Source organism: Atopobacter sp. AH10 (assembly GCF_003664595.1).
Lineage (GTDB): Bacteria > Bacillota > Bacilli > Lactobacillales > Aerococcaceae > Atopobacter.
The window spans coordinates 1-18,427 of record NZ_QXPZ01000040.1; the positions used below are offsets into that span (position 1 = coordinate 1).

General features: G+C 38.7%; 21 protein-coding genes and 1 other annotated feature. Of the genes, 18 read left to right on the plus strand and 3 right to left on the minus strand.

The window, feature by feature from the left end:
• Window positions 1-44 precede the first annotated feature (44 nt).
• From D3H64_RS08225 to D3H64_RS08250, 6 genes are all read left to right on the plus strand, one after another.
• Window positions 45-380: a hypothetical protein gene (locus D3H64_RS08225; RefSeq protein ID WP_199700155.1), complete on the plus strand. Its 336-nt coding sequence runs from the start codon at window positions 45-47 to the stop codon at window positions 378-380.
• A gap of 2 nt (window positions 381-382) precedes the next feature.
• On the plus strand, window positions 383-1,366 hold the full coding sequence (locus D3H64_RS08230) for an aspartate-semialdehyde dehydrogenase (protein ID WP_121565771.1): 984 nt from the start codon (window positions 383-385) through the stop codon (window positions 1,364-1,366).
• A gap of 247 nt (window positions 1,367-1,613) precedes the next feature.
• A complete protein-coding gene (locus tag D3H64_RS08235; RefSeq protein WP_121565772.1) occupies window positions 1,614-2,546 on the plus strand; it encodes a homoserine dehydrogenase in 933 nt (310 codons plus the stop codon).
• A gap of 336 nt (window positions 2,547-2,882) precedes the next feature.
• Window positions 2,883-3,374: a preQ(1) synthase gene (gene queF, locus D3H64_RS08240; protein WP_121565773.1), complete on the plus strand. Its 492-nt coding sequence runs from the start codon at window positions 2,883-2,885 to the stop codon at window positions 3,372-3,374.
• An 11-nt stretch (window positions 3,375-3,385) separates the two neighbouring features.
• The gene (queC, locus tag D3H64_RS08245; protein ID WP_199700156.1) at window positions 3,386-4,030 is read left to right on the plus strand and encodes a 7-cyano-7-deazaguanine synthase QueC; all 645 of its coding nucleotides are present in this window, start codon (window positions 3,386-3,388) and stop codon (window positions 4,028-4,030) included.
• A 133-nt stretch (window positions 4,031-4,163) separates the two neighbouring features.
• A complete protein-coding gene (locus D3H64_RS08250; protein ID WP_121565775.1) occupies window positions 4,164-4,628 on the plus strand; it encodes a QueT transporter family protein in 465 nt (154 codons plus the stop codon).
• Between the two features lie 128 nt (window positions 4,629-4,756).
• On the opposite strand, the gene D3H64_RS08255 is transcribed toward D3H64_RS08250, so the two are convergent.
• Window positions 4,757-6,100, minus strand: coding sequence for a DUF3100 domain-containing protein (locus D3H64_RS08255; RefSeq protein ID WP_121565776.1), 1,344 nt, complete (start codon window positions 6,098-6,100; stop codon window positions 4,757-4,759).
• 288 nt (window positions 6,101-6,388) lie between these two features.
• Between D3H64_RS08255 and D3H64_RS08260 the strand changes: the two genes are divergently transcribed.
• Window positions 6,389-7,012 carry a DUF6796 family protein gene (locus D3H64_RS08260; protein WP_233554926.1) on the plus strand — a complete coding sequence of 208 codons (624 nt, stop codon included), beginning with the start codon at window positions 6,389-6,391 and terminating at the stop codon, window positions 7,010-7,012.
• Between the two features lie 214 nt (window positions 7,013-7,226).
• Here D3H64_RS08260 and D3H64_RS08265 read toward each other — a convergent pair whose 3' ends face one another.
• Window positions 7,227-7,931: a TVP38/TMEM64 family protein gene (locus D3H64_RS08265; RefSeq protein WP_121565777.1), complete on the minus strand. Its 705-nt coding sequence runs from the start codon at window positions 7,929-7,931 to the stop codon at window positions 7,227-7,229.
• Between the two features lie 904 nt (window positions 7,932-8,835).
• Between D3H64_RS08265 and D3H64_RS08270 the strand changes: the two genes are divergently transcribed.
• The 8 genes from D3H64_RS08270 (at window position 8,836) to arsS (ending at window position 15,655) form a co-directional block, all read left to right on the plus strand.
• Window positions 8,836-10,329, plus strand: coding sequence for a TIGR04282 family arsenosugar biosynthesis glycosyltransferase (locus D3H64_RS08270; RefSeq protein WP_121565778.1), 1,494 nt, complete (start codon window positions 8,836-8,838; stop codon window positions 10,327-10,329).
• A gap of 28 nt (window positions 10,330-10,357) precedes the next feature.
• Window positions 10,358-10,834, plus strand: a complete 477-nt coding sequence (locus D3H64_RS08275; RefSeq protein WP_233554927.1) for a glycine/sarcosine/betaine reductase selenoprotein B family protein — start codon at window positions 10,358-10,360, stop codon at window positions 10,832-10,834.
• A 280-nt stretch (window positions 10,835-11,114) separates the two neighbouring features.
• Complete coding sequence (locus tag D3H64_RS08280; RefSeq protein ID WP_199700157.1) at window positions 11,115-11,882, plus strand: rhodanese-like domain-containing protein; 768 nt, start codon at window positions 11,115-11,117, stop codon at window positions 11,880-11,882.
• Between the two features lie 101 nt (window positions 11,883-11,983).
• Window positions 11,984-12,712: a TVP38/TMEM64 family protein gene (locus tag D3H64_RS08285; RefSeq protein ID WP_121565779.1), complete on the plus strand. Its 729-nt coding sequence runs from the start codon at window positions 11,984-11,986 to the stop codon at window positions 12,710-12,712.
• Window positions 12,669-13,391 (plus strand): TIGR04283 family arsenosugar biosynthesis glycosyltransferase, encoded by a 723-nt coding sequence (locus tag D3H64_RS08290; protein WP_233554928.1) that lies wholly within the window; start codon window positions 12,669-12,671, stop codon window positions 13,389-13,391. The genes D3H64_RS08285 and D3H64_RS08290 overlap by 44 nt, the downstream gene beginning before the upstream one ends.
• 13 nt (window positions 13,392-13,404) lie before the next feature.
• Window positions 13,405-14,277 carry a sulfurtransferase gene (locus tag D3H64_RS08295; protein WP_121565780.1) on the plus strand — a complete coding sequence of 291 codons (873 nt, stop codon included), beginning with the start codon at window positions 13,405-13,407 and terminating at the stop codon, window positions 14,275-14,277.
• An 82-nt stretch (window positions 14,278-14,359) separates the two neighbouring features.
• A complete protein-coding gene (locus D3H64_RS08300; protein ID WP_121565790.1) occupies window positions 14,360-14,698 on the plus strand; it encodes an arsenosugar biosynthesis-associated peroxidase-like protein in 339 nt (112 codons plus the stop codon).
• A gap of 3 nt (window positions 14,699-14,701) precedes the next feature.
• Entirely contained in the window at window positions 14,702-15,655 is a 954-nt protein-coding gene (gene arsS, locus D3H64_RS08305; protein WP_121565781.1) for an arsenosugar biosynthesis radical SAM (seleno)protein ArsS, read from the plus strand.
• 593 nt (window positions 15,656-16,248) lie between these two features.
• Here the strand turns inward: arsS and efp are convergent.
• Window positions 16,249-16,812 (minus strand): elongation factor P, encoded by a 564-nt coding sequence (gene efp, locus D3H64_RS08310; protein WP_121565782.1) that lies wholly within the window; start codon window positions 16,810-16,812, stop codon window positions 16,249-16,251.
• Between the two features lie 145 nt (window positions 16,813-16,957).
• Window positions 16,958-17,100 (plus strand) — a sequence feature (ribosomal protein L20 leader region).
• A 40-nt stretch (window positions 17,101-17,140) separates the two neighbouring features.
• Here efp and infC point away from each other — a divergent pair.
• The 3 genes from infC to rplT are packed head-to-tail and all read left to right on the plus strand — an operon-like array spanning window position 17,141 to window position 18,251.
• A complete protein-coding gene (gene infC, locus D3H64_RS08315; protein ID WP_121565783.1) occupies window positions 17,141-17,641 on the plus strand; it encodes a translation initiation factor IF-3 in 501 nt (166 codons plus the stop codon).
• Between the two features lie 19 nt (window positions 17,642-17,660).
• A complete protein-coding gene (gene rpmI, locus D3H64_RS08320; protein ID WP_121565784.1) occupies window positions 17,661-17,861 on the plus strand; it encodes a 50S ribosomal protein L35 in 201 nt (66 codons plus the stop codon).
• Between the two features lie 33 nt (window positions 17,862-17,894).
• Window positions 17,895-18,251: a 50S ribosomal protein L20 gene (gene rplT, locus D3H64_RS08325; protein WP_121565785.1), complete on the plus strand. Its 357-nt coding sequence runs from the start codon at window positions 17,895-17,897 to the stop codon at window positions 18,249-18,251.
• The last annotated feature ends 176 nt before the right edge of the window (window positions 18,252-18,427 follow it).

Genomic DNA, 18,427 nt, shown 5'->3' on the forward strand with positions numbered 1-18,427 from the left:
AAGCCACAGCTCTCCCTTTGTGAAAAATTTAGGGGGTGGCTAACTTGTACTTGAAATTTACGGTTAAGGTCTTTTCTAGAGGGGGAAGTGACTATACAGGGGCTTTAATAGCTTCTGCCCTCAATAGCCAAGTCTATGAAAATTGGACGGATGTTAATGGGGTGATGAGTGCTGATCCAAATCTGGACAAGTCAGCTGTTTCTATTCCTCAGTTAAGTTATGATCAATTGCAAGAAATAGTTCACAAGGGAGCTAATGTCTATCAAGCAGAAGCCATTGAACCTGTTCGGGATAAGAATATTACCATCAGAATATTAAATACCAATCAACCTGAAGAACAGGGGACGATTATTCGAGATGAAGAAAGTGAGGAGGAATAAACATGGCAAATGTTATCGTAGTAGGGGCAACAGGCTTAGTCGGGGAAACGATTCGGAAGATTTTAGAAGAAAGAAACTTCCCAGTGGATCGCATTAAATTTCTGGCATCTGCACAATCAGCAGGGAAAAAGATTGAATTTAAAGGAAAGAACTATGAAATAGCAGAACTTAAGGCAGATCAATTTGCAAGCGATGACGATTATGCTTTTTTTGCAGTGAGTGCTGACCTTGCTGCTCAATATGTCCCTATTGCTGCCGAAAAGGGAATTCGGGTGATTGATAACTCATCCCATTTCCGCCAAGTAGAAGGGATTCCTTTGGTGGTTCCTGAAGTTAATAGTCAGTCTATTACAGAGGATGATCGGATTATTGCCAATCCTAACTGCTCGACGATTCAATGTATTGCGCCACTCTATTTATTAGACCAACATTATGGGATTAAAAGAGTCGTTTATTCTTCTTACCAATCAGTGTCTGGGTCAGGTCTTAAAGGTTTGAAAGACTTGGCAGAAGGAACACATGAGGCTTATGTATATCCGATTCGTGACAATATTTTGCCACATATCGGGGATTTTCTTGACAACGGCTACACCAGCGAAGAAATAAAGATGATCCAAGAAACAAAGAAAATTTTGAATAATTACGATATAAAAGTTACAGCGACTACTGCTAGAGTACCTGTCCCTTTTTCACATTCTGTGTCGATTAATGTGGAATTAAAGAAAGATTTTGATTTAGAAGAAGTCCGGTCTCTATTCAATGATCCTTCTTATGGCTTGTCACTAGTAGATGAACCAAGTCAAAATATCTATCCTTATCCAACCCTTATAGCGGGTAAAGATGACATATTGGTGGGGCGAGTTCGAAGAGATGATTCCCTTGAATATGGCTTGAATTTGTGGACAGTTGCCGATAATATCCGCAAGGGCGCTGCTTTAAATGCTGTCCAAATTGCTGAAAAATTACTGGAAAGAAGCAAGTACTAGTGAGTGGATATAGTCTATAGGTCTTTTGAAAATCATTAGTAAAGATGGGGCTAAGTTAGTGAAAATGACCTACAGTTAGTGAAGATGATCTACAATTAGTGAAAATGACCTACAGTTAGTGAAAATGACCTACAGTTAGTGAAGATGATCTACAGTTCGTGAAAAGAGCCAACACTTGTGAGTAAAATAGGCAAAAGCAAGACTTAGTGGGATCCAGAAAAGAGAAAATTAAAGAAGGAGTGACAGCATGATTCATTTGGCTTTATTAGGTTTTGGGACTGTGAATGCTGCAGTTTATACTATTTTGGAAGAAAGGCACGAGGAATTTGTCCAAGCATTCAAGGATGAATTTGTGGTGAAAAAGATTTTAGTCCGCCGACAAGAAGCTCATCCTGAAGTAAAGGAACTTTTGACAACAGATATTAAGGAAATAACAGAAGATCCTGAAATAGATGTGCTGATCGAAGCCACCGGGGCTGTGGATGAGATTTATGAAGATATCAAAGAAGCCTTGAAAAGTAAGCATGTAATTACAGCCAATAAAGCCTTAGTCTCTAAATATTATGAAGAGTTAGTCGCTTTTGCAGAAAAATCAGGCAAGTCCTTACAATTTGAGGCTGCAGTTGCTGGGGCTGTACCAGTGATCAATCAATTGAAGAAAATAGCGACCGTTAATGCTATTGAAGAAGTAGTGGGCGTCTTGAATGGGTCATGCAATTTTATATTAAGTCAGATGGAAGAAGGCAAAACATTCGATGAAGCTTTAAAAGAAGCGCAAGCGTTAGGTTTTGCAGAGGCTGATCCATCTGCTGATGTAGATGGGCTGGATACACAAAGAAAATTGCGCTTGCTGGCTACGATCTTATTTAATAAAGCCATTAAAGAAGAAGATATAGAAGTAGAAGGTATAAGGCAAGTGACAGCGAAAGACATTGAACAAGCGAAAAAAGAGGGTCAACGTTACAAGTTAGTGGCTAGAGCGACCAGTCAAGGCAGTTATAGTGTTTCTCCTGAGAGAGTGGATAAGAATTCTGATCTAGGCTTGTTGATCAATGGCGAAAATGCCGTTATAGTGAAAACATCCAATGCTAAGGATTTGATTTTTAAAGGACCAGGAGCTGGTGGACGTCCGACTGCTAGTGCTATCCTTCTAGATTTATTACGCCTCTTTGATAAATAATTCCTGTCATAATAAAAGCAGGCCTTCTTTCTAGTGGGAAGGCTTGCTTTTTTACTAAAGGAGATAGCTTGTTCTTTAGAGGATCATATAAATTCAGACGTAAAGCTTGCCTAAGGGGAACTAGGCTAAGGGGGTCGAGCATGGGTAAAAGAGATAGCCAATTTTACAAAGTGCCGGTTTCCATGACTTTCCAACTTGTATTACAGGTCATTTTTTTGTAAAATAACCTATAATTGAATAAGACAGTTCGAAACCATCCTGTCTTTAAATAAAACTAGGGCGACTAACTAGGGATGTGTTTGCATCTCTATTTTTTTTGCCAAGAAAGGAAGCAATATGCGTAGTAAAGAAGAAATGGGAGATATTTCCCAATTAGGGCAACAAAAAACGGTTTATCGGGACGATTATGCTCCAGAAGTATTGGAGACTTTTCCCAATAAACACCCTGAAAATGATTATTTTGTTAAATTTAATTGTCCGGAGTTCACTTCGCTTTGTCCAATGACAGGGCAACCAGATTTTGCGACAGTGTATATTTCTTATATTCCTGGAGAGCGAATGGTCGAAAGTAAATCCTTAAAACTTTACCTCTTTAGTTTTCGTAACCATGGGGATTTTCATGAAGATTGCATCAATATTATTATGAAAGATTTAATCCAATTGATGGATCCAAAGTATATTGAAGTATGGGGGAAATTTACGCCACGTGGAGGGATTTCTATTGATCCTTACTGCAATTATGGGAAAGCAGCTAGCAAGTATGAACAAATGGCTTGGGATCGCCTACAGCAACACGATATGTACCCTGAAAAAGTAGACAATCGTTAGGAGGGGCAATCATGAAGATGGTTTTGCTCAGTGGCGGAGTAGATTCTTCTACCGCTCTTGCTCTAGCTTTAAAAAAAGATCCAAATGTTTTAGCAGTGTCTTTCACCTACAACCAGTCGCATGAAAAGATGGAGATGAAAGCAGCTCAAGATATAGCTGATTATTATCAGGTGAAGCGTTTAGTTATTGACTTAGCAACTATTTTTAAAGGATCGCATTCCTCTTTAAATAGAGCAAATCATATGGCTATTACAGAAGGAGATTATGCAAAACAAGAATCGCCGAATACAGAAGTTGAATTTCGAAATGGTGTGTTTATTGCTATCTTAGCCTCATTAGCCAAACAATATGGGGCAGATGAAATTTTCTTTGGCGCTCATCAGGATGATTCAGGGACAATCTATCCGGATTGCTCACCAGAATTTATTCAAGCAATGGATTTGGCGGTTCAATTAGGGACTGGCCATCAAGTGTCTCTTTCTGCTCCTTTTAAGCAAGTTACAAAGGCAACTATTGTCAAAATAGGTCTTGAATTAGGCGTGCCATATGCTTTAACTTATTCCTGCTATGAGGGGACTAACCCGCCATGTGGTAAATGCGGAACCTGTATTGACAGAAGAAAAGCTTTTCAAGCCAATGGGTTAGATTTGCTTTAATGAAAAGAGAGTATAGGTAAAATAGGCTTTTGACGAACTAAGGGAAGTCAGAGGTTTATTTTAGCTAAAAGGAATGATGGGTGAAAGCGATCAGTTATGATCGATTCCAACTGAAATGATCTTGGAGGTAAATATGAAACAATCGTCTATAAAAATTTTAACCTACAATGCGCTAGTCGCAGCTTTATATGTGGCCTTAACTTGGATTAATCCTATCGCTTATGGGATGTTCCAGTTCAGGGTTTCTACTCTGGTGATGCCACTTGCCTTCTTTAAAAAAGAAGTTTGCCCCGGAATTTTAATAGGGGTTTTATTGGCTAATTTGAACAGTCCATTAGGACCAATTGATTTACTGTGTGGCTTTTTAATTCAAAGTGTAAGTTTATACGGCTTTAATCGGATATTTAAATCTCCATATGTTAAAAGTCTAGCTTATGGGATTTGGTGCGGGATTATGGTCGGGGCGACTTTGCACTATGCTGTTCATGCACCTTTATTGCCAAGTATGTTTTATGTGGGCGTATCCAATACCGTCTTTGCTTTCTTAGGGACTTTTCTGATCAAAACTTTTTTGATCAAAATTTTAGATCGTTTATAAAGAAAGCCATCCTTTAATAAAAAACAAAACCGCCAAAGTTGTAGAGGCTATCTTAAAGAAGTTAGTCTCTTAATTTCTGGCGGTTTATGCTTTATAAAGTGCAATAGTCAATCAGCAACTATATTGGACTAGATTCTGCCCATCATCTTTAAGACGATATTGGCAATAATAGCAGAGCCTAAGTATGTCCCAATAAAGGTACAAATCGTGACTGCAACAATCTTGAAACCTTGTTTTTTGAAGGAATCCCATTCTTTGGCAGAAGAGATACCAGCGTAGGCTAGGATTGGAGTACAAAGTGGGAGTAAATCTAAGTGAGTCATGGCTTCGTTAAATGGCTTGGCGATAGGGGAAAGACCAGGGATACTTGCCAATGAAGCTAAAAAGGCAATGTAGATAATTGTCGGAATATTGATATGGATTTTTTGTAAGAGTAAATCCAATAGTAAACCGATTAAAGTTAAAGCAAGTAACCAAATTAAGCCAACAAGCATTTGACCAACTGTAGCTTCAAAACCAGTTCTCACTTTAGAAACCAAGAGCGCGAATAATGAAATAACAGCGGTAATGACGAGGACTTTGGTGTATTTCATAAAGGTTTCACCAAAAGCCAAGTTCTCTTTTGTGGTTTCTTTCTTTTCGATATGACGTGTTGGAGCTAAGGCAAGTTTTTCAGCTTCATAGCGTTCTTTCCCTTTAATAGATTTGTAAACCCATTCAGCAATAGGAATACCTAGGAAGAAAGCAACATAAACAGTATCTACAGCAGATAAGACTTGGCTAGTTGCCCCGTAACCCATTAGTTCTTTGGCCCTTTCTGGGAAAGCTTCGAGGATTGGAGCGATAGCCCCACTCATCATAGAAGCTGATCCTGTACCAGATGCCATAGCGAGACATTCTGGAGAGAACCATGGAAGGTTAATAAAGATGGATGAAATAATGGAGAAGACGATTGTCCCTAATAAGGTACCAGTAATGTAGGAACCCATAACGCCCCGACCTTCAGGACTATCCAAACCATAAAGGTTGGCGACGATCCCTAATCCTTCTTCACGAGAAATCGAAAAACCACTACCGATAACCGTTCGATCCATTTTAAATACCCAAATACCAATGGGGATGGCAATGAAGATCGTCCCCAAATTCCCTAGTTCTTGTAAAAGAAGGGCAGGACCTGCTTTGATAACGGTATGGATATTAGGACCGATAGCTGTTGCCATATAAGCAATGAGGAAGAGGCAAGCTACACTCACATAATCACCAGAAGTTGCCATGTCTTCATCAGTCACATATTTTTGATAAGTTTTTCGTGCGATGAAGATGCCGATTAATAAAGCATAGAGCATAGGAATTAATTTGAATTTGACAATACCAAAATCAAAAGGTATAAGGCCTATGGTTTCAGAAACCACTACAATAAATAAACAAATGAGATGTAGGCGGATATCCGTCAAAAAACTTTTTTGATCCATTTTTTCCTCCTTGTGTCTGCCTAAGCGATGATGAATGACTTGAATGATAACCCATTTTCATCTGACTGACTAATGAAACCGCTTTACAAAGTAACTATAGCACTTTATGACAGTAAAGATGATTAATATTTGCTAAGAATTTTCGTTTTTTAAATGCCTATTTATTTTTTTATGATAGGATAGTTGACTTTTGAGCAAATTTTCTTATATGATCCAAATAGCTAAGCGCATTCTCGACCTAAAAATTGCTGTGTCTTGTTGGATAGAGAATAAAAGGAGGGACTTATTGTGCTCATTAATCGCTTGTTTATAGGACTTGTTGGAGCGATCTTGATGTTTTTTGGGGATATGCTCTTGTATTATGACAAAAATGATTATGAAGAGGGAAAAGGCCTTGATGCTATTGTTGCCATTATGAAAGATGTAAGTGTGAGTCGGCTTTATATTGGAGGCTTAATTGGGCCTATAGCAGCTTTTTTCTATATCATTGGCTTTACGCATATCTTATTGATCGCTAAGCCCTCTTGGAGCTATATGGCTATAGGTATTTTTAGCTTGAATGCAGTAGGAATTTGTTGCGGAGGAGCCTATCATAGTCATTGTGCTTATTTAGGCTTATTGTCTCGTTTAAAAGTAGCAGAAGCTTTTGAGACATTTTTAGCTTATTTGAAAGTACAAGCCAAGTTATTATTCATCTTGATGGGATTAGCGAATGTCGGGCTGACTTGTTTTATTGGACTCGGCGCTACAATTTTTCCTAGATGGTTAGCCCTCTTTACCCCCATTTGTTTAATGGCCTTGACTCCAGTTGTCGGAAAATTACCTAAGGGTTTTCACATCCTTATTCGTGGAGGCTGGACGAATATAGTTTTTATCATTTACTATGGGATGGCTTTATGGCTGATGAGATAAAACAGGGGGCTAGGGCAAAAGTTATAAAGATGAAAAAAGTAGGTCACTATTAAGCTTTGATAAGCTTGATTTGACGTACTTTTTTATTGGATCTCACTCAATTAACAGACTTTTGTCAAAGATCCGATGTTTTCTAATTGCTAGAGTAAAAAAGACCCCATGGCTTTTCAGAACAGAGGAATAACTTTGTTCTCTAGCCATGGGGTTTATTTTACTATTTTATCTTATGCTCTTTTTCTTTTTCTTCTTGACGAAGACGTTCAGCTTTTTCGCTGTCTGTTTCTTTCATATACTTGGTGAGAAAGGAAGTCCCTACAAACAAAAGGACAAGGAGGACGATAGAAAGAGCAAACTCGAAAGCATTGGGCTTAAGGGCTTTATCACCGACATTCACATAGATAATAGTCCCTGGAATGATGGTAAAAAGTGAAATGAAAAGAAAATCAAAGAGACTTATATCAGTCAGGCCGAAAGCATAATTTTCGATGTTATAAGGAACGAGTGGGATAATACGAGCTAAAGCTAGAGCGATTCGTAAACGTCGCTTGTGGCAAGAAAGAATATCTTTAGTTTGCGGATAACGTTTGTAGAGGAAGTTTTGGACTGGTTGCCTGAAGAGGTATCTTGCCATAGTAAACATTAGGGTCATATTGAGCATGGCGCCCAAAATAGTCAAAAGGGAGCCCTTCACTAAACCAAATCCCATTCCTGCAACGAAGGCTAGGATAGGCACAGGGAAAAATCCGACTGGTAGAAAGGTCCATAAGATGAGATAGATAAGTTCTGCATAAGACCCAGAATCTAAAATTAAATGCCGAACTTGCTCTGGCGTAAAGATTTTAAAAATATAGTAGCTTGCAAGGATTAAAAAAATAAGCGCCAAAATTCGTAAAATAGGGTGTTTAGTAGTTGGCCTCATTTGGCTCAAGGAGATCACCTGACTTTTTTATAAATAGTTCTTTCCTATACAGTATAGTGAAGAGGGAATATATTTACAAATAAGAAGACAATGAAAGGAATAAAGCGGTAAAAAGCGTCGTGAAAAAAGGGGCAATGATAAAGATAAAGAAAAAGTGTGTATTTCTCCAACAGAAGAGCTGGAGTGGGCACTTATTTTTTTACTTAAATCTTGCTGGCTAGCTGTCTGTGACTGGGTGAAATAAGGAAAACACCGATTGTAATTATTCGTATCTCTAATAAAGTTTCTTGACATATTAAATAGATAAATATAATAATTTAGTGAGCAAGTCAAAGGGTAATAAGAAATACTACTATATAGGGCTGATGCAAACGTTTACTAGCCGTGTATAAGGAAAATTGTTGTTAATATTTCTTTTTCGATTAAAGGTTTGAAAATGAGGGATATTGAAGCATTTGAGGCGTAATAATGAGCTAGAAAATGGAAGGAAAGGATCTTTTACTATAGTTAAGTCAAAGTGACTTATATATTAAAAGAAAGCTAGAACAATTCGAAAGTTATATGATAAAATATTCAATTAAATGAAGCAAACTTTTTGAAATGAAGCAAAAGCTATGATACAATTTTTATGTGTTTTAGGAAATGTCTATCAGATCACTTGTTTTTCTAAGAGAGTAGAGAATTCGAGTAAGGAAGAGGGCAATTGACCATGTAAAAGAATGGATCGAACTGGAACGAACAAAGAGCTAATCCCTATTTGCGAACGGCTTATTCCATATTTTGAGCTTATTCTTTTCTTGGCAGATGTGCTTTGCCTAGTCCCTTAGATGTTAGAGATGAAGCGAAAAATAAAAGGGAAAGCTTGCATTTAGGCAGGCTTTTTTTATTGAGAAAAGGAGGATTTATGAAACGAGCCATCATTATTTTTACTCGTCTCCCTTTACTGGGTGAGACGAAAAGTCGTTTAAGGGATTTTTTGCCTCCTTTAAAAATTCAGGCCTTAAGTTATCGATTGCTTTGCCAGAATGTAAAAGAGGCTAAAAGAGTAAAGGCTGATCGCATTTTTTGGGTGACTAGTCAAAGTAAAGCTTATCAGTTAAAAGATTTCTTGCCATTAGATCAGGAGAAAGTTTACGAGCAAATTGACGCTGGATTAGGCGATCGAATGGCCTTTGCCATTGGAAAAGCATTGGAAGATGGCTATGAGCAAGTGCTTCTTATCGGGAGTGATTTAGCAGATTTGACTGCTGAACTCATGGAGGAGGCCTTTACCGCCTTAACCAAGAATGATGTGGTGATTAGCCCAACAGCTGATGGAGGATATGGTTTGATTGGTATGTCAAGCCTATATCCTGAAATTTTTGCCTTAAAGCACTATGGAGGAGAAACGGTTTATCAACAAGTTCTAAAAAAGGCAAGTGATTTATCTCTTGAGCTGGGGTCTATTGGATTGATTCACGATGTGGATACCAAGGAAGATTTGGTTCGTTTGCTGACCAATGATCCTACTGCCACTTTTTTAGCTCAGGGGGAATATAATGCTAATTTTGTGCTTGATAAAGGGCGGAAAATTTTTCGAGTAGCCTTGGGGTCACAAATGCATCTAGACCATCAAATAGCTTATGAATATCAGGCTTTGAAACTTTTAGAGCCTTCTTTGGTGACGCCTCGTGTGGAGGGCTTATATCATGACTTGAACTATACAGACCTCGACTATTTGATCGAGGAGTTTTTACCGGGTAGACCCTTAGATTATCAAAAAGATTCTTTAAAAGCTGCCCATTTATTGGCTAAGGTTCACAATGTTCCTGTTCCAAAAGGCCATGGTTTATTGGAAGCTAAGGAGCCATTTGCTGTGATGTATGATGAGTTTTTAACGATGTTTCAACACTATCAAGATTGGACAGGGAAAGATAAGAAGGTAGAAGCTCGGATAAAAGCCTTACTGGAGCAACTTCAAAATTACGATATGAATATAGGACTGAAAAATCCATGTATCATTAACACGGAATTAAATGCGGGCAATTTTTTAATCAATGAAGATGGACCTTCTTATATCATTGATTGGGAGAAACCGATAATAGGGGAGAGGGAACAGGATTTAGCACATTTCCTTGCTCCGACAACAACTTTGTGGAAAACAGACTATCTCTATGATAAAGAGGCTATAGAAGAGTTCCTAGAAGCTTATAATGCGGTGAGTCAAATTCCAGTTGATCGAAGAAAATTAGAGCAATATCTGAAATTTACCTGTTTGAGAGGGATAACTTGGTGTGCTATGGCTTATGTTCAATATCAGGAAGCTGAAAAGCTAGGTCTTAATGAAGAAAGTTTCAAAGTCATTTCCTCCTATTTGACGGATGATTTTCTAAAGATGATTGAGCATTATTTTAAATAAAGGCTTTACAGGGAAAGGGGGTGAGATTGTGGCAAAGAGGCAAGGTCGATTTAAAGAGTTTTTGATCAGCAAAATTGCTGAACATATGGTGGTTCAAATGAAGACACCCCCTACAATTGCGAAAGTCACGAAGGGCTTGGCGGATTCTCGAGTAGCCTTTATTACGACTGCTGGCGTTCGTTTAAAAACCGATCCAGCTTTTGAATGTAAAAAAGGTGATCCCAGCTATCGAATTATTCCAAATGATGTGAATTATTCAGATTTAGTGGTCAACCATGAACACTATGATACAAGGGATGCACAAAAGGATATTAATTTAGTTTTTCCCCTCGAAATACTAAAAGAACTTGAAAAAGAAGGTGTGATTGGCTCACTTTCAGCTAAACATTTTGGCTTGATGGGTTATATTCCTCAAGTGGGAGTCCTCATGAAAAGAACAGCTCCTGCAATCGCTGATCAGCTTGTGGACTTAGGAGTTGATATCGCCTTATTGTCACCGGGCTGATATATTTGTCATCAATCCGTTGGGTTATTACAAAGAGAAATCGAAAGTCGTGGAATTAGAACTGCTGCAATGATTCATTTACCTAATGTTTCTGTCCACTCAAGGCCACCTAGATGTCTACAGAGTCCCTTTGCTTTGGGACATACTTTTTCGGAACATCCAGGTGAACATGAAAGGCAAAAACAAGGGGTGCTTCGACTGCTGGATTTTGCTATCCATGGCGGAGCGGAAGTTATTCAACAATGGGAAGTCTAATTAATAAAGGAAAGAGGAAACAAACATGAAAATGAATAAATATGTTTTGACTACTTTATCTATTGCTGCCGCATTATCTTTAGCTACAAGTACGCCTAGCTATGCAGCTCATCACTATCGCTCTCAAGCGCAAACAGAGAAAGTTGCTAAAGCAAAAGTTAAAGAAATGAAGGGCAAAGAATTAGACAAATATCTTGGGGATGACAAGCAAAAAGAAAATTACTTGGTTATTGATGTACGTTCTGTAGAAGAATATGAAGCCAACCATGTAAAATGGGCGATTAACATGCCGATTGATGAATTTGCTAAGAATGTGAAGAAAATCAAAGGCTATAAAGATAAGAATGTGGTCACCATCTGTAACTCTGGTAAGAAGAGTGGAGAAGCTGCAAAGATCTTAACATCTAAAGGTTTTACCAAGGTTTACAATGCAGAAGGTGTAAAGAGCTACAAATATAAAAACTTAACACAAGTTAAATATGTATTGGGTAAAGAAGCCCAAAAATTAGTAGATACTGGTGACTATTACATTATTGATGCACGGATGACCAATGATTACAATCAAGGTCACTTAAAAGGAGCTATCAATATTGCGCCTAATGAAATTGACAAGAAGATCAAAGACGTATACAAGAAAGTTGACAAAGACAAGAAAATCTTGACTTACTGCTATTCTGGCAATAAATCTAACGTCATTGCCCAAAAATTAGTCGATAAAGGTTACAAAGATGTGACGAATGCTAATGATGGCACCAAAGAATACGATGGCTATAAATTAACAGATAAAAAATAGTCGATGATCAAGCTAGTCTATTTATAATGGCTGAATGTAGTAGCCCTCGTCTTACTTATAGGGCGAGGTCTACTCAATTTTAGAGCAAAAGGAGTTTAAGGATGGAAGATAAAAAATATGGTCAAGGCCGGAATAATAACAAACGTTTCGCTTTAATCGGTGTATTCTTCATCTGCATCTTGCTTTATTTTTTTGTCCCAAGTATCCATGAGTGGATGAATAAAGTCTTCCACATGTTTTCAACAGGGGATTTTGATCAGGTTCGTCATTTTATTCAGTCCTATGGGGGATATGCTGCAGGCATTTCTTTCCTATTGATGATTTTGACAGCAGTTATTGCTCCTTTACCAGCTTTCTTGATTACTTTGACGAATGCCAATTTGTTTGGCTGGTGGCAGGGAGCTATTTTATCTTGGACAAGTGCCATGGTGGCCGCTGCTGTATGCTTTTATATTGCACGTATTTTGGGTAGAGATGTTGTGATCAAATTTACGACCAAGCAAGGTTTAGAGGCTATTGAGCAATTCTTTTCTCGTTATGGGAAACAAACGATCCTTATTGCTCGTCTTTTGCCTTTCATTTCCTTTGATATTGTCAGCTATGCGGCTGGTTTAACGTCAATGAGTTTCTGGAATTTCTTTATAGCAACAGGTATCGGACAATTACCCGCAACAGTGATCTATTCTTATGTAGGAGGCATGTTGACGGGTGGGGCTAAATTTTTGGTCACGGCTTTGCTCATTCTTTTTGCCCTAAGTGTCCTCATCGCCTTGTTACGTAAGATATATGAAGAAAAGACAGGAAGGAAGGGGTCTGAGACTTATCATTAGTATTATTATTCCAGTCTTAAATGAAGAAGATAAAGTGGACTTCCTTCATCAAGCTTTGGAAATATTTAAGGGGAATGTTCCTTATGAAGTCATTCTTGTGGACGGAGGAAGCAAGGATAGGACAGCTGAACGATTGAAAGACCTGTCTTATGAAGTGGTAGAAAGTCAGCCTGGTCGAGGAATTCAACTGAATGAAGGGGTGAAACATAGTAGAGGAGATATCCTATTCTTCTATCACATGGATTCATCCTTTAAGGTCAATCCTTTACCTGTGATTGAACAGTTGTTGGCTCAGCATCCATTTGCTGCATTTCCGATCAATTTTGATCAATACCATCCTTTACTTTGGCTGGTTCAATGGGGATCCAATTGGCGTTTAAGACATCGAAAGATTGCTTTTGGAGATCAAGGCATGTGTATGACCCGAGTCTTTTATGAGCAAATGAAGGGGTTTAAGGATTACCCTTTAATGGAGGATTACGATTTTTCTATTCGAGCCAAGAAAAGAAAAGTTTATCCTGTGGTCGCTCCGCTGACCATTCAGACATCTGCTAGACGTTTTAGACGGCAGGGAATAATAAGAACTTTAATAAGAATGCAATTCTGTCAGTATCTTTTCCGTAGTGGAGAAGCTGTTGAAGTCATTCAGAAAAGATATGAGCTGGGCAAGAAAAAATGAGGAGCTGAAAAAGATGAAGAAATTTGTGACAACAGAATGGCTAAACGATCATTTAGAAGACCCTAATCTAAGAATTTTGGACGCTACTATATTTTTCGCTGATCCGGATGGAGAATTCATTCAAAGTGGTGAGGCTCATTACGCAGACGTTCATCTAGCAAAAGCAACTTTTGTAGACCAATTACGTTTTTCCGATGAGAAAGCTTTAACCCCTTTTACGATCATCGATCACGATCGTTTTATTGATCAAGCAGAGCAATTAGGTTTAAAAGCTGATGATACTATTGTCGTGTATGACTCGGGGGCAGAAGTGAAGGCGGATTATAAGGCAGATATGTGGGCAGCACGATTTGCTTGGCAATTATCTTTAGAGGGCTTTCTAAAGGTATATATTCTAGAAGGCGGATTAGGAAAATGGTTGGCTGAAGGGCGACCAGTGACGACTGAAGTGAAAGTCTATCCGAAGAGCCAATTGGAATTAAGCCGACAAGAAGACTTGTATGCATCTTTAGAGGAAGTAAAAGCGGCGCAAAAGGACGAGTCTGTTGCCCTTTTAGATGTTTTGCCTAAAGCTCAATATGAAGGAGAAATAGCTCCTTTTGGTGAAGAACGTAAGGGGCATATTCCTACAGCAGTGAATGTTTTTTATGGCGAATTAGCGGACGAACGAACAGGGAAATTATTGCCTAAAGAAGTTTTAGAAGAAAAATTTAGCCATTTATTAAAAGGTAAGTCTACAGTGATTACCTATTGTGGATTTGGTGTGGCGGCTAGTTGGACTTTTGCTATTTTGAAAGAATTAGGCTATGAAAAAGTGAAAGTTTTTGACGATTCATTGATGACTTATGCGGTGCAAACAGATCTACCATTAAAGTTTAAGGAGTAGGAAGTCTAGGTCTTTACTTTGATCAGAAGAGAAGCAAATGATTGATGGGAATAAAAGAAAGAAGAGAAAAGGAGCGAGTATAATGAGCGACTATTTTGAACACAAAGATTTGCAAGAATTTTCAAAAGGCGGACTGGGTCAACTTAATAAAGAATATTGGGATAAATTTTTGTCCTACTATGGTGCTGTCTTCCAAGATGGGAAATTAAGCGCTCGGGAAAAATCTCTAATTGCGTTAGCAGTTGCCCATGCTGTCCATTGCCCTTATTGCATTGAAGCTTATACGACAACTTGTTTGGATTCTGGTTATACTAAAGAAGAAATGATGGAAGCTGTTCATGTGGCTAGTGCTATTACAGGGGGCGCCGTTTTAGCTTTTGGCACGCAAATGAAAAAACTCAGTGACGAATTGGAATTTTAGTTTATGAGCTATTTCGATAGTCTTCAGAAGGCAGTTCCTCTTTTTCATGAACATTTAGGTCAAAAATTACGAGCCAAAAATCAGCTAGATACCTTGCAAGTCAATGTGACCAAAAAATGCAATTTAGCCTGTAAACACTGCCATTTAGCCTGTAGCCCAAAGAGAGACGAAGATATGACTTTGGAAACGGCAAAGCAATGCCTAAAAGTCTTTCGCACATTTGATTTCAAGATTTTAGATATAACCGGTGGAGCTCCAGAATTAAGCCAAGTTTTTACCTATCTTATAGAAGAAGCCTCGCCATATGCTCAAAAAATCATGATTAGGAGTAATTTAACGGTCTACAACAAGGAAGAATATAAAAAAATACCAGAATTCCTTAAAAAACATGGGGTGACCATTATTGCTAGTTTACCATTTTATGAGGCGGCACGAACTGATCGAGTGAGAGGGATTGGGGTTTTCGAGGACTCTATAAGAGTTTTACAGCATTTGAATGATCTAGGTTATGGGGTAGATCCTGGCTTAGAGTTAAACTTGGTTTATAATCCTTCAGGGGCTTTGTTACCAACTAGTCAAGATGACTTGGAAGCTATTTACCGAGTGAAGTTAAAAGAGGAATACGGGATTGTTTTCAACAAACTTTTTTCGATTACCAATTGTCCAATTGGTCGTTTCGGAGAATGGTTGGATCGTTCAGGGAATATGGAACGCTATCTAGAGCGATTGTATGATGCCTTTAATGAAGTGACAGTTCCAGAGCTAATGTGTCGAAGTATGCTCTCTGTGAACCACGATGGAAGCCTCTACGACTGTGATTTTAACCTGGCACTTGGGATAAAAATAAAAGGCTTGCATCAATCCATTTTTGATGTGACTAAAGAAGATATAGCCAATCGTCAAATTATGACAGCCAATCATTGTTATAGCTGTACAGCTGGGGCGGGATCTTCATGAGGGGGCTGCTTGGAATAGTTTATTCCATGCCCCGAAAGCCGATTTTGAGCAGGAAGTGACTGCTTTTACAGTTAGCCCAACCTATCTAGCTTGTTGACACACTAGCCTAAGATCCTAAATTTCCCGACTAATAAAATGCTTATGAGTTAGGGGATTTGTAAGCGGTCGATAGCCAGGTACATTTCCACAGTTCATAGGAGGGTTAAGGAGGGTTACCTAAATAGATATTTACTTAACTAGAGCCAAAAGAGAATGGGCATCTGTTAGCCATGTTAAGCACGCCAATGAATTACAAACTGTTGCAAGCGTAGCTTCTATACAGTTTGTTTGAGGCTGGCGAGTTGAGAGATCGTGGCTCGAAACGGTGCCATGGCTGTTGAACAGATGACCAATTCTCTAAAAGCTCTAGTTGTTGGCTAAAAGTAATCAATAATCCGAAATAATAAGCAATCTACCTGGCTATCGACCGCTTACGGGGATTTAGACTAGAATGGCTTTTTGTTTAAGTTGGATAGGAAAAGTTAGTATAGAAAAAAAGCCCTAACCAGAGCCAAGCAGGGGTTAGGGCTTTTTAACACACTTGTTAAAAGAAATTATTTAGCACGACGCATGTAAGAACCACCATTAGCGGTAGCAATTTCTAATTTTTCGCCAGCTTCGATAAAGTCAGGAACGTTAACGACTAAACCAGTTTCTAAAGTAGCAGGTTTACCAGACCCTGTTACAGTAGCTCCTTTGATAGAAGGTTGGGTTTCAGCAACAGTCAATACAACAGAAGTAGGTAATTCAACCCCGATAACTTCTGTACCGAAGAATTGAATCTTCACTTCCATATTTTCCAACAAGAATTTCATTTCATCAGCAATAGCTGTTGTTGGGATTTCGTATTGTTCGTAACTTTCCATATCCATGAATACAGCAGTTCCACTCATTTCGTATAAGTATTGAACAGTTTTGTTTTCGATATAGGCTTGTTCGAATTTTTCGTCAGGACGTAATGTTGTATCAGTGATCGCACCAGTTCTTACGTCACGAAGTTTCATCCGCATAACGGTATTGCCTTTACCAGGTTTGTGGTGGCTTGCTTCAATGACGCGCATTAATTTATCGCCTTGAATAAATGTCATACCACCGCGTAAGTCTACAGCTGAAATCATTTTCATTCTCCTTTTTCTGATTAATACGATACCAATATAACAAATTTTCAAGGAATTGAACACAATAAAAGGCTATTTTTATAAAAAAAGTGTCGAAATGCCTTGACAGGGGCAAGTAAAGCAGATAAGATGTAATAGTTGAAATGAAAAGAAGCAGAAGCTACCCGCTTCTCGCCTATGTTGACTAAGTCCATGGGCTAATATATCAAGAAGATCCACCATTTGAGGTGGGCTTGATGTTGATGAAGTTAGGCGGGTTCCGATAAGAACTCGTTTTTTTCTGCTTTTTTCCCAAATAAAATGGAGGTGGAGAGTTATAGCTAAGGATATGATGGTTAACGATGGTATTCGCGCTAGGGAATTACGCCTAATTGATGCCGATGGAGAACAATTAGGGATTAAAAGTAAGTCTGAGGCACTTACTATCGCCGCATCACGAGACTTGGATTTAGTATTGGTAGCTCCAAACGCCAAACCGCCAGTTGCGCGGATCATGGACTATGGGAAATATCGGTATGAACAGCAGAAAAAGGAACGTGAAGCCAGAAAAAATCAAAAAGTGATCAACATTAAAGAGTTGCGGTTAAGTCCGTCCATTGATGATCATGACTTTGAGACAAAAGAACGGGCTGCACGCAAGTTTATTTCCAAGGGAGACAAAGTAAAAGTCTCGCTTCGCTTTAGAGGTCGGGCCATTACCCATAAGGATATTGGGCGAGAAACACTCGAACGGATGGCTGATCAACTAAGCGATGTGGCTGTTGTTGAAACCAAGCCGAAAATGGAAGGGCGCAGCATGTTCCTAATGCTTGCACCAAAGACTGAATAGGAATCGAGGAGGAAGACTCATGCCAAAACAAAAGACTCACAAAGGTGCCGCTAAACGTTTCAAGAAAACTGCAAGTGGCCAATTGAAACGCGATCACGCATTTACGAGCCACCGTTTCCACGGCAAGTCCAAGAAACAACGTCGTCAATTGCGTAAATCTGGCTTAGTATCTCATTCAGATATGAAACGGATCAAACAACTTGTTGCGAATATGAAGTAATCACCCAAGAGGTATTCGAGGAGGAATTATCACATGGCACGTGTTAAAGGTGGAACAGTTACACGGAAACGTCGTAAACGCGTATTAAAATTAGCTAAAGGTTACTATGGCGCTAAACATCTCTTGTTCAAGACAGCTAAAGAACAAGTTATGAAATCCTATATGTACGCTTACCGGGATCGTCGTCAAAAGAAACGCGACTTCCGTAAGTTATGGATTGCTCGTATCAACGCTGCTGCACGTCTCAACGGTTTGAGCTATAGCAAATTAATCCACGGTTTGAAAGTTGCTGGTATCGACTTAAACCGTAAGATGTTGGCTGATTTAGCTGTTCATGATGAAAAAGCTTTTGCTGCCTTAGCAGAAGCAGCTAAAAAAGCTTTAGCTTAATTTTCAATAGACAAGAGGCTCTGGGGAATCCAGAGCTTTTTTCTTTGGCACTTTGTCAAATTTTGTTGTTGGTAAATTTTTTAGAGAAAATCACTCTTCTTCGGGAGAGTGGTTTTTTATCCTGAATTCCCCAACCAATAACGAGCTTAAGTCGTACAAATCCTAATTTTATGGTG

Coding starts and splice junctions, on each gene's coding strand:
- rpmI (WP_121565784.1), top strand. CDS start 17,661: ATGCCAAAACAAAAGACTCACAAAGGTGCCGCTAAACGTTTCAAGAAA.
- infC (WP_121565783.1), top strand. CDS start 17,141: ATGATGGTTAACGATGGTATTCGCGCTAGGGAATTACGCCTAATTGAT.
- D3H64_RS08265 (WP_121565777.1), bottom strand. CDS start 7,931: ATGAGGCCAACTACTAAACACCCTATTTTACGAATTTTGGCGCTTATT.
- D3H64_RS08250 (WP_121565775.1), top strand. CDS start 4,164: ATGAAACAATCGTCTATAAAAATTTTAACCTACAATGCGCTAGTCGCA.
- D3H64_RS08270 (WP_121565778.1), top strand. CDS start 8,836: ATGAAACGAGCCATCATTATTTTTACTCGTCTCCCTTTACTGGGTGAG.
- efp (WP_121565782.1), bottom strand. CDS start 16,812: ATGATTTCAGCTGTAGACTTACGCGGTGGTATGACATTTATTCAAGGC.
- D3H64_RS08290 (WP_233554928.1), top strand. CDS start 12,669: ATGAAGAAAAGACAGGAAGGAAGGGGTCTGAGACTTATCATTAGTATT.
- queC (WP_199700156.1), top strand. CDS start 3,386: ATGAAGATGGTTTTGCTCAGTGGCGGAGTAGATTCTTCTACCGCTCTT.
- D3H64_RS08300 (WP_121565790.1), top strand. CDS start 14,360: ATGAGCGACTATTTTGAACACAAAGATTTGCAAGAATTTTCAAAAGGC.
- D3H64_RS08295 (WP_121565780.1), top strand. CDS start 13,405: ATGAAGAAATTTGTGACAACAGAATGGCTAAACGATCATTTAGAAGAC.
- arsS (WP_121565781.1), top strand. CDS start 14,702: ATGAGCTATTTCGATAGTCTTCAGAAGGCAGTTCCTCTTTTTCATGAA.
- D3H64_RS08235 (WP_121565772.1), top strand. CDS start 1,614: ATGATTCATTTGGCTTTATTAGGTTTTGGGACTGTGAATGCTGCAGTT.
- D3H64_RS08285 (WP_121565779.1), top strand. CDS start 11,984: ATGGAAGATAAAAAATATGGTCAAGGCCGGAATAATAACAAACGTTTC.
- queF (WP_121565773.1), top strand. CDS start 2,883: ATGCGTAGTAAAGAAGAAATGGGAGATATTTCCCAATTAGGGCAACAA.
- D3H64_RS08230 (WP_121565771.1), top strand. CDS start 383: ATGGCAAATGTTATCGTAGTAGGGGCAACAGGCTTAGTCGGGGAAACG.
- D3H64_RS08280 (WP_199700157.1), top strand. CDS start 11,115: ATGAAAATGAATAAATATGTTTTGACTACTTTATCTATTGCTGCCGCA.
- D3H64_RS08255 (WP_121565776.1), bottom strand. CDS start 6,100: ATGGATCAAAAAAGTTTTTTGACGGATATCCGCCTACATCTCATTTGT.
- rplT (WP_121565785.1), top strand. CDS start 17,895: ATGGCACGTGTTAAAGGTGGAACAGTTACACGGAAACGTCGTAAACGC.